This is a genomic window from Lutibacter sp., from assembly GCF_021647475.1.
Classification (GTDB): Bacteria; Bacteroidota; Bacteroidia; order Flavobacteriales; family Flavobacteriaceae; genus Lutibacter.
This window is the reverse complement of record NZ_JAKIUR010000038.1, coordinates 20,530-30,389: the sequence shown is the minus strand read 5'-3', so window position 1 is coordinate 30,389 and position 9,860 is coordinate 20,530. Positions and strand designations below refer to the sequence as shown.

The window sequence follows — 9,860 nt, the reverse complement described above, 5'->3', positions numbered from 1 at the left end:
CTGGATTTAACTTTAGGAAATTGATGAAAAAGTTAAAAACTTCTATTGTGTGGATAATTTTGAAATTCAAAATAGCAATACGCTATAGAATAAAGTTCAATTCAATTTTAAATGTGGCTTAAATCAATCCGAAATAGTGCTTTTTGAGGATTGACTATTTAATATTGAAGGTTTAAATGAATTTGTTAAACCACATATTGGATTACCACCTGAAAAAGAACGAATAATGCTTTTAAACAACAATCACTTAGTAACAGAAGGTATTTATGTTGCTGGTGTTTTAGCCGGATGGAGAAGTCAATTTGCTATTGCTGCCGGAAGCGGTGCTCAAGTAGCTACCGATATTTTAACTTTATGGAATGGTGGAAACCAAACCATGATTCATGATGCCATAAAATAAATAGATTGAAACGAATTAACTTCTAATTCGTTTTGCTTCCTCCATAAAACATACAATTTTGTCATAATTTAAAGCATTTGCCCAATAGCCGTTTTCTTTAAACCAGGAGCCAACAATTAAAGCATCTGCTTTTGGTAAGTATGTTTCTAAATTTTCTAAAGTTACACCTGAGCCAACAATTACTGGAATTTTACAAACATTTTTAACGGCGTTTACTTCTTCAATACTAGCTTCTTCACCAGTACTTGTTCCTGTAATTATTAAGCCATCACTTCTAAAATACTCCGCTGTTTTGGCGGTTTCTTCTAAACTAATATCTGAGGTTAATGCATGTGAACTATGTTTCTTTTTAATATCTGTAAAAACCGCTATATGTTCCGCATCAATTTGTTTTCTGTAACGCAACAAATCTCCTGCACAAGAATCTATATAACCTTCATCCGCCAAATGACCAAATACAAATCCTTCAGCACGAATAAAATCTAAATTTGCAGCTTTTGCAACAGCTAGTGCGGCTCTATTTGCTGAAGATAAAATCTGAATACCACAAGGTAATTGAGTTGTTTGCTTAATTTGAGAACCAATAAGCGTCATCATTGCACTAATTTCATGACCTACTTCATTTTTTATATAAGGCACATCATGCATGTTTTCTATTGCTAAAGCATCTATTCCTGCCTTTTTATATAATTGGGCTTCTTTTAAAGCTGTTTCTAAAATTTCGTTATTATTATTTGTATAACCCGGTGTACCTGGTAAGGCTTTCAAATGAATCATTCCAATAATTACCTGATTTCTTTTAAAAATTCTGATAAATTTTTCCATAAAACAAAATGTATTATTCAATTAAAATGTAAATTTACACAAATGTTTAGTTTTAAACATTAATTTAGATAAAAATGACTAAGCGCGAACAAGAAATTTTAATTATTCTTAAAGAAAATCCTTTAATATCTCAACAAGAACTTGCAAATATGTTAGGTATTAAACGCTCATCTGTGGGTGTACATTTAAGTAACTTGCTAAAGAAAGGCTATCTAAAAGGGAAAGGATACATTATTAATGAAGCTCCTTATTTGGTTGTTTTAGGAGGTGCAAATGTTGATATTGTTGGTTTTACAGATGTTCCTTTGGTTTTGAAAGATTCCAACCAAGGAACTCTTAAAATTTCCATGGGAGGAGTTGGCAGAAATATTGCTGAAAATTTAGTAAGACTTGGTTTAAATACAAAATTAATAAGTGTAATTGGTGATGATACTAATGGCCGTCAACTTAAATCCCATTCACAACAAATTGGATTAGATATTTTAGATAGTTTATTTTTAAAAAACCAGCCAACATCAGTTCACTTAGCAATTATGGATGAACATAACGATATGGCTTTAGGGCTTTCAGCTATGAATATTTACAATCAGTTTAGCCTAGCTTTTATCAAAAAAAAGCATAAAATTTTACAAAAAGCCAAATGTATTGTTTTAGATACCAATATGCCTAAAATAATTTTAGATGAAGTTGCTACTAATTATCATTCTCAAAAACTATTTTTAGATGCGGTAGCAGGTTCAAAAGCTCTACGTGCTAAAGATCTTTTAAAATATTTACATCTATTAAAAGTCAATCGATTAGAAGCAGAAATTTTAAGCGGTTTAAAAATTAAAAAAATTACTGATGTTTCTAAACTTGCCAATTATTTTCACAAAATAGGAGTTAAAAACGTATGTATTACTTTAGGAAGTGATGGAGCTTTTTACAGCAATGCTAAAATAAAAGGCTTTATAAAACCTCAAAAAATAAGTATTATAAACGCTAATGGTGCTGGTGATGCTTTTATGGCGGGATTTATTTTTTATGATTTACAAAATAAATCACTTAAAGAAAGTGCCACTTTTGGTATGGCTTGTGCTGCCGTTACTTTAGAACATGAAGATAATGTACACCCAGAATTACAACAAAAAATCAATACCCAAATAAAAATATTAAAATGAATTCTTTTTTAGAAATAAGTCCTGAAGTTAAGCAAGCACTTGCTAATAACAAACCTGTTGTAGCACTAGAATCTACCATTATTTCACACGGAATGCCTTATCCTAAAAACATGGAAACTGCATTACAAGTTGAACAAATTGTAAGAGATAATAATGCCATTCCTGCAACTATTGCTATAATTAATGGAAAATTAAAAGCTGGTTTAAGTAATATCGAAATTAAATTATTAGCACAGGAAGGACCAAAAGTAATTAAGACAAGCAGAAGAGATATTCCTTATTTAGTTTCTAAAAAATTAAATGGTGCAACCACTGTTGCTTCAACCATGATTATTGCACAAATGGCAGGAATTAAAATTTTTGCTACTGGTGGTATTGGCGGAGTTCATAGAGGTGCTACTGAAAGCTTTGATATTTCAGCAGATTTACAAGAACTAGCTCATACAAATGTTGCCGTAGTTTGTGCAGGTGCAAAAGCCATTTTAGACCTTCATTTAACGTTGGAGTATTTAGAAACTCAAGGAGTTCCTGTAATTGGTTATAAAACCAAAGAATTACCTGCGTTTTATACTCGTAAAAGTGGTTTGAACGTAGATTTTAAACTAGATTCACCACAGGAAATAGCAAACTTTTTAAAAAGTAAATGGGATTTAAACCTACAAGGAGGTGTGGTTATTGCAAATCCTATTCCTTCTATTTATCAAATGGATTACACTAAAATTATGAAAACCATTGATGATGCACTTTTAGAAGCTGATAAATTAGGGATAAAAGGAAAAGAAAGTACTCCTTTTTTATTAGAAAAAATAGTCAATTTAACTCACGGAAAAAGTTTGGAAACCAATATAAAGCTAGTATTTAATAATGCTGAATTAGCTGCGAAAATTGCTTGTGACTATGTAAAACTAACAAATAACTAATTATTCTACCGTAACTGACTTCGCTAAATTACGTGGTTGATCCACATTACAACCACGCATAACTGCAATATAATATGATAATAATTGCAAAGGAATTGTAGTTAATAAAGGATATAAAGATTCTGAAGCTTGAGGGATTTCTATAACATGATCTGCTATTTCTTTAACAATAGTATCTCCCTTGGTTACAATAGCAATAATTTTCCCTTTTCTTGCTTTAATTTCTTGGATATTGCTTACCACCTTATCATAATGACCTCTATTAGTAGCAATAACCACTACGGGCATAGACTCATCAATTAAGGCAATAGGTCCATGTTTCATTTCTGCAGCAGGATATCCTTCTGCATGAATATAAGATATTTCTTTTAACTTAAGTGCTCCTTCTAAAGCCACTGGAAAATTATAACCTCTACCTAAATATAAAAAATTAGAAACATCTTTATAAATAGAAGCAATTTCTTTTATTTTCGAATCAATTTTAAGTAACTGCTCAATTTTAGATGGGATTAATACCATTTCATGTAAATACTTCTGATAGGTTGAATTTGATAATTCTCCTCTCAAATTTCCAAGTTTTAAAGCTATTAAAGATAAAATAGTAATTTGAGTTGTAAATGCTTTAGTTGAAGCAACTCCTATTTCAGGTCCGGCATGCGTGTATGCTCCAGAATTAGTTTCTCTGGCAATTGATGAACCAACGACATTACAAATTCCAAAAACAAAAGCTCCTTTTTCTTTTGCTAGTTTAACAGCGGCTAAAGTATCAGCGGTTTCTCCAGATTGAGAAATTGCAATTACAACATCATTTTTGTTGATAATAGGATTTCTATATCTAAATTCTGATGCGTATTCAACTTCTACAGGAATTCTAGCTAAATCTTCAAATAAATATTCTCCAACTAAACCAGCATGCCAAGATGTTCCACAAGCAACAATTATAATTCGATTTGCATTTAAAAATTTAGTGATATTATTATCTACACTCCCCATTTTAATTAGACCTCTATCCGCAAGTAATCTACCTCTATAAGTGTCTAGAATTGCATTTGGCTGTTCATGAATTTCTTTTAACATAAAATGGTCGTAACCACCTTTTTCAATTTGATCTAAGTTTAATTGTAATTCATTAATATTTGGTTCAACAAAAGAATCATCTTTAATTTTTCGAACTCTTAAATCTTTTCCTAGCTTAATTATGGCTAATTCTTCATCCTCTAAATAAACAGCATCTTTGGTGTATTCAATAAATGGAGAAGCATCAGAAGCTACAAAAAATTCTTTATTATCTTCACCAACTCCAATTGCAATTGGGCTACCTAATCGAGCTACAATTATCTCGTCTGATTTAGTTCTGTCATAAACAGCAATGGCATAAGCTCCAATAACACTTTTTAATGCCAATTGAACCGCTTTACCTAGTTTACAATTATTTGTTTTTTTAAATTCTTCAATTAAATTAATTAAAATTTCGGTATCAGTATCACTGTCAAAAGAGTAACCTCTTTTTATTAATTCCTTTTTAAGGGAATTGTAATTTTCAATTATTCCATTATGAACTATTACTAAATTACCTGAATTTGAAACGTGTGGATGTGAATTTGCATCATTTGGAATACCATGAGTTGCCCAACGAGTATGACCTAAAGCTAAATTTCCATCAATATTTTGAGTTTCGGCAATTTTTTTTAAATCGGAAACCTTACCTTTAGTTTTATATAAATTCAATTCATTATCATTAGTTAAAACAACTCCTGCACTGTCATAACCTCTATATTCTAATCGTTGTAATCCTTTTATTACAATTGGATATGCTTTTCTAAATCCCAAATAGCCAACTATTCCGCACATGATAATCTATGATTAGTTATTTAATTCTGAATATGATATTTTGAGTGTTGCTTTTTTATCTTGAAAACTTGCATCGCTTCCATATAAAACTACTCCTTTTGGAGTCCAACTAAAGTCTTTAATTTTTGTATCTAAAAAATTTGTAGGGTCATCGGTTGGATTAAAAACTTTTAACCCTAATTTATATACTGGAGCAGGATCATTTTCATTAAGAACATCTGAAATGTAATCTGTAATTTTAAAAACATACTTATATGGATTCCCATTTTCATCTAATACTAAATCACCTCCAAAAGATGATTTTCCTTCCGTTATCATATCTTTTAACTGCAAATTATCATCAAAATTATAGAGAAACAATCGCTCTGGAACAATGTTGCTAGAAGCATTTTGATCTACGTATAACGTTAAGCTAGCATCTGTAATTAACCATTGGTTTTGTTTTAAGGCGTCTAAATCTTCCGCCCCTAAAATAGCTATGGTTGCCATAGAACCTGCTGCTCCTTGAACATATAATTTATCTGTTCCGCTTTGTTTTGAGTTTGTTAAATCTCTATCTAAATAATTAGATTTAATTGTTCCAAAAGGAAATACATATTCATGTTTTACCCTAACACCTTGTTCTCCTTCAACACCATTTCCATTTAAATCTTGAGTTTCACCTTCATCTTCATCATCCGAATAAAAAATGGTCATATTTGCTTTTGCCAAATTAAGTGAAACTAAATGAGAATTAGGATTTACTAATTCATCAGCTTCAATATACAATCCTCTAAATATATGTTGAAAATTATCTAATGTTTCAAATTCCGAGGTACCTGCCGTATCAACAAATAATTGTTTTATTTGATTTTCATCTAATGGAATGTGAATACTTGGACTTTTAGTTGTTGTTTTTAAAGTATCTATATCAAAAACAGTTACACCGTCGGGCATATAGCGTTTTATGTAAGATACTGTATCGTTTGGATTTATTTTAAAATTTCCTGAATATAAGGCTGTATTTCCTTTGTCAAACACTTTATCAGAATAATAAATTGCTGGCTTTGAAGGATCATTCGGATCTAAAGTGTTTAAAAAGGTTTTTAACTCATAAACACTAAGTTTAAACTCATTATCTGAATTTCCTATAACAGAATCAATAGAGAATTGAGGTCTCCCATTAGAATAATTATCAAGTTTAGTTGCTTGATAAGGAATTGAAATTAATACAGAATCTATCTTTGAATTTGTTCCGTAAGTATATCCTTCTCCAATTGTTGGTAATGCTAACTGTGTAATAATTGAGGCTTTTAATTTTCCAAATTCGGCATCATTATATACTCCTAGTAAAAACTGACCTAAGTTACTAATTGGAACTTTATCAATATTCTTATTCTCAGCAATTACATCTGTAGTAATACTACTTGAATTAAAATTATTATTATTTACTAGGTTAACTCCTACATTGTCTATTGTTTTTTCACAAGAAATTATTGCTAAAAATACAAAAGCACTTAAACTAATATATTTTATTAGGTTTACAACTTTAGTTGTCATATATTTTTTTGATTTTTGAGGTTAATTATAAAACTTCATTCAGATAAAATTCCGTATAACTATTTCCAAGTTCTTCCATAGAAACATGCTCTAAGACTGGTTTATTACAGGTTTTTAAAAGTTCTTCTAAATCATCGGATAAATGATCACTTGCTTTAATAACTGCATCAGAGTTTTCAACTGCTATTTTAAGCAAATTTGTATAGTTAGGATTTTCAGAAATCGATTCAACTTTAGATCCGTTGATATTATCAAATTTAATTTTATTATAAAATTCTTTATTTAACTGGCCTTCAAAACCAGTATTATAAACAGAAGTTACTATTTTACTGTCAACAAACAAAGCGTCGTCTTTGTAATATTCTTTAATATATAAAGGTAATAATGAAGCCATCCATCCATGAACGTGAATAATATCTGGAGCCCAATTTAATTTTTTAACCGTTTCAACAACTCCTTTTGCAAAAAATATTGCTCTTTCATCGTTATCATTAAACAGGTTATCATCTTCATCTGTAAACAATGCTTTTCGTTTAAAATATTCATCATTATCAATAAAATAAACTTGCATTCTTTCTTTAGGTATGGAAGCTACTTTAATTATAAGTGGCATATCCATATCATTAATAACCAAGTTCATACCTGACAGTCTAATAACTTCATGAAGTTGGTGTCTTCGTTCATTAATCAATCCATATCTTGGCATAAAAATTCTAATTTGCCCACCTTTTCCGTGAACCATTTTAGCGGTTTCAAATGATGTAGTTGACAATTCATTTTCAGGTAAATATGGTGCTACTTCAGAAGAAACAACCAATACTCTTTTATCTTTCATAATCTGTTAGTAAACTTTAAAGAATATGCAAAATTACGAAATTTTATGTACATTTTAGCTTTAAAAACGTAAGTTTGCACGCTTTTAACGTTTATTAACAAATGAGCAATGATTGTTTATTCTGAAATAGCAAGTATAAAAAAGAGAATTAAATCCTTTAATAAGGGTTTAACTATTGGTTTTGTACCAACTATGGGAGCTTTGCATAAAGGTCATTTATCACTTATTAAGCAAGCTGTCTTAGAAAACGATGTGGTTGTTGTAAGTATTTTTGTAAACCCTACTCAATTTGATAAAAAAGAAGATTTAGTAAACTACCCAAATACCTTAGAAAATGATTTATCTCTTTTAAAATCCATTAATTGCGATATTGTTTTTACACCGAATCAAAATGAAATTTATGACGAAAACATTAAATCAGAAAATTTTGATTTTGATGGGTTGGAATTTCAAATGGAAGGTAAATTTAGAAAAGGTCATTTTAATGGAGTTGGCACCATTGTAAAACGCCTTTTTGAAATTGTAACTCCTACTAACGCTTATTTTGGTGAAAAGGATTTTCAACAAGTTCAAATTATAAATAAATTAGTTGAAAAACATAAACTTCCAGTTAATATTATTGGTTGTGAAATTTATAGAGAACCTGACGGATTGGCAATGAGTTCAAGAAACGTTAGGCTTACTAAAAAACAGCGATTAGCAGCTCCGTTTATCCATAAAACACTATTGGCTGCCAAAGAATTATTTGGCACGAAAAATGCAGCTATTGTTATTGATTGGGTTGAAAACGAATTCAAAAATCATCCATTATTAAAATTGGAATATTTTGAAATTGCCGATGAAAAAACGTTAAAACCTATAAAAAAAGTTATTTCTGGACAAAAATACAGAGCATTTATTGCTATTTTTGCTGATGAAATTAGACTTATTGATAATATAAGTTTATAAATACGAATAGATTAACACAAAATTATTAATTTTGCAAAATGCGAATAGAAGTAGTAAAATCGAAAATTCATAGAGTAAAAGTTACCGGAGCTGATTTACAATACATTGGAAGCGTAACTATTGATGAAGATCTTATGGATGCTGCTAATATAGTTCAAGGAGAAAAAGTTCAAATTGTTAATATTAATAATGGCGAACGTCTTGAAACTTATGCAATTCCTGGACCTCGGAAAAGTGGTGAAATAACACTAAATGGCCCTGCGGCTCGTAAAGTAGCAAAGGGAGATATTGTGATTATTATTTCATACGGAATCCTAGATTTTGAAGAAGCTAAAACATTTAAACCTTCTTTAATATTTCCTAATGAATTAGATAATTCACTTACGTAAATTGAAGGTAAATCTAAAAAAAATAAGTTTTATAGTACTCCCAATTGCCTTTGGAGTATTTTTAATTTGGTATTCTTTTTCTCACTTTAAACCTGGTGATTTTGAATCTATAAAAAATTCATTTAGAACTGCAAATTATTGGTGGGTATTATTATCTGTTGTATTTGGAATTCTAAGTCATTTATCTAGAGCTTATCGTTGGCAATTTTTATTAGAACCTTTAGGCTATAAACCACGATTTGCTAATAGTGTTATGACCGTTTTAATTGGTTATTTATTAAATTTATTAGTTCCTAGATCTGGTGAATTTGCTCGTGCGGCTAGTATCAAAAAATATGAAAATATCCCTTTTGAAAAAGCTTTTGGAACTATTGTTGCCGAAAGAATTGCAGATGTAATCATGTTAGGCATTATTATGGGAATTGCTTTCCTTTTACAAACAGAATTATTAGCTAGTTACCTATTCCCAGAAAATAGTAAAAGTGGCTATGTTTTTAAATTTGGAATTCTAATTGTTTTGCCAATTATTGGTTATTTTACTTACCGAATATTAAAAAGATCAAAAAGTAATTTTATTTTAAAGGCAATTCATTTTTTTAAAGGGCTTTTAGACGGAATAAAAAGCATTAAAAAAATGAAAAAGAAAGGGGCATTCATTTTTCATACTGTTTTTATCTGGTTAATGTATGTGCTTATGTTTTATACAGTAACTTTTGCTTTACCCGAAACTAGTAATTTACCTTTTACAGCAATTATTGTTGGTTTTGTTGTGGGTGGTTTAAGTATGGCATTAACCAATGGTGGTTTAGGTTCTTATCCTGTTTTTGTAGCAAGTGCTTTAATTCTGTATCACATAGATAACAATCCGGCTAGAGCTTTTGGTTGGATTATGTGGACCTCTCAAACTTTAATGGTAGTTGTGTTTGGCGGACTTTCATTTATATTTATTCCTATCTATAATAAATACATTAAATAACAGGCTTTTCTTTATAT

At 29.9% G+C, this 9,860-nt stretch carries 9 protein-coding genes and 1 pseudogene; 6 read left to right on the top strand and 4 right to left on the bottom strand.

Annotated elements, in window-relative coordinates; all coding sequences use genetic code 11:
* Nucleotides 1-157: 157 nt before the first annotated feature.
* Nucleotides 158-400: pseudogene (locus L3J60_RS09775) on the top strand (NAD(P)/FAD-dependent oxidoreductase); the annotation flags it as partial.
* Nucleotides 401-415: 15 nt separating this feature from the next.
* On the opposite strand, the gene L3J60_RS09770 reads toward L3J60_RS09775, so the two are convergent.
* Entirely contained in the window at nucleotides 416-1,225 is an 810-nt protein-coding gene (locus L3J60_RS09770) for a BtpA/SgcQ family protein (protein ID WP_291975326.1), read from the bottom strand.
* A 74-nt stretch (nucleotides 1,226-1,299) separates the two neighbouring features.
* Here L3J60_RS09770 and L3J60_RS09765 point away from each other — a divergent pair, with 74 nt between their 5' ends.
* Together L3J60_RS09765 and L3J60_RS09760 are read left to right on the top strand one after the other, a co-directional pair.
* Nucleotides 1,300-2,385, top strand: coding sequence for a carbohydrate kinase (locus L3J60_RS09765; protein ID WP_291975325.1), 1,086 nt, complete (start codon nucleotides 1,300-1,302; stop codon nucleotides 2,383-2,385).
* Nucleotides 2,382-3,305 carry a pseudouridine-5'-phosphate glycosidase gene (locus L3J60_RS09760; protein ID WP_291975324.1) on the top strand — a complete coding sequence of 308 codons (924 nt, stop codon included), beginning with the start codon at nucleotides 2,382-2,384 and terminating at the stop codon, nucleotides 3,303-3,305. The genes L3J60_RS09765 and L3J60_RS09760 overlap by 4 nt, the downstream gene beginning before the upstream one ends.
* Here L3J60_RS09760 and glmS read toward each other — a convergent pair whose 3' ends face one another.
* The 3 genes from glmS to L3J60_RS09745 are packed head-to-tail and all read right to left on the bottom strand — an operon-like array spanning nucleotide 3,306 to nucleotide 7,530.
* Complete coding sequence (gene glmS / locus L3J60_RS09755; protein ID WP_291975323.1) at nucleotides 3,306-5,156, bottom strand: glutamine--fructose-6-phosphate transaminase (isomerizing); 1,851 nt, start codon at nucleotides 5,154-5,156, stop codon at nucleotides 3,306-3,308.
* 12 nt (nucleotides 5,157-5,168) lie between these two features.
* The gene (locus L3J60_RS09750; RefSeq protein ID WP_291975322.1) at nucleotides 5,169-6,695 is read right to left on the bottom strand and encodes a DUF4270 domain-containing protein; all 1,527 of its coding nucleotides are present in this window, start codon (nucleotides 6,693-6,695) and stop codon (nucleotides 5,169-5,171) included.
* Nucleotides 6,696-6,720: 25 nt separating this feature from the next.
* Nucleotides 6,721-7,530, bottom strand: a complete 810-nt coding sequence (locus tag L3J60_RS09745) for a glycogen/starch synthase (RefSeq protein WP_291975321.1) — start codon at nucleotides 7,528-7,530, stop codon at nucleotides 6,721-6,723.
* Nucleotides 7,531-7,638: 108 nt separating this feature from the next.
* On the opposite strand from L3J60_RS09745, the gene panC reads away from it, so the two are divergent.
* From panC to L3J60_RS09730, 3 genes are read left to right on the top strand one after another with little or no spacing between them, the layout of a single operon-like run.
* Nucleotides 7,639-8,478 carry a pantoate--beta-alanine ligase gene (gene panC / locus L3J60_RS09740; RefSeq protein WP_291975320.1) on the top strand — a complete coding sequence of 280 codons (840 nt, stop codon included), beginning with the start codon at nucleotides 7,639-7,641 and terminating at the stop codon, nucleotides 8,476-8,478.
* Between the two features lie 38 nt (nucleotides 8,479-8,516).
* Entirely contained in the window at nucleotides 8,517-8,867 is a 351-nt protein-coding gene (gene panD / locus L3J60_RS09735; protein WP_291975319.1) for an aspartate 1-decarboxylase, read from the top strand.
* Nucleotide 8,868: 1 nt separating this feature from the next.
* Nucleotides 8,869-9,843, top strand: coding sequence for a lysylphosphatidylglycerol synthase transmembrane domain-containing protein (locus tag L3J60_RS09730; RefSeq protein WP_291975318.1), 975 nt, complete (start codon nucleotides 8,869-8,871; stop codon nucleotides 9,841-9,843).
* The last annotated feature ends 17 nt before the right edge of the window (nucleotides 9,844-9,860 follow it).

Bases quoted from the DNA above. Each gene is read 5' to 3' on its own strand.
- L3J60_RS09770 (WP_291975326.1), bottom strand. From the start codon at position 1,225: ATGGAAAAATTTATCAGAATTTTTAAAAGAAATCAGGTAATTATTGGA.
- L3J60_RS09765 (WP_291975325.1), top strand. From the start codon at position 1,300: ATGACTAAGCGCGAACAAGAAATTTTAATTATTCTTAAAGAAAATCCT.
- L3J60_RS09760 (WP_291975324.1), top strand. From the start codon at position 2,382: ATGAATTCTTTTTTAGAAATAAGTCCTGAAGTTAAGCAAGCACTTGCT.
- glmS (WP_291975323.1), bottom strand. From the start codon at position 5,156: ATGTGCGGAATAGTTGGCTATTTGGGATTTAGAAAAGCATATCCAATT.
- L3J60_RS09750 (WP_291975322.1), bottom strand. From the start codon at position 6,695: ATGACAACTAAAGTTGTAAACCTAATAAAATATATTAGTTTAAGTGCT.
- L3J60_RS09745 (WP_291975321.1), bottom strand. From the start codon at position 7,530: ATGAAAGATAAAAGAGTATTGGTTGTTTCTTCTGAAGTAGCACCATAT.
- panC (WP_291975320.1), top strand. From the start codon at position 7,639: ATGATTGTTTATTCTGAAATAGCAAGTATAAAAAAGAGAATTAAATCC.
- panD (WP_291975319.1), top strand. From the start codon at position 8,517: ATGCGAATAGAAGTAGTAAAATCGAAAATTCATAGAGTAAAAGTTACC.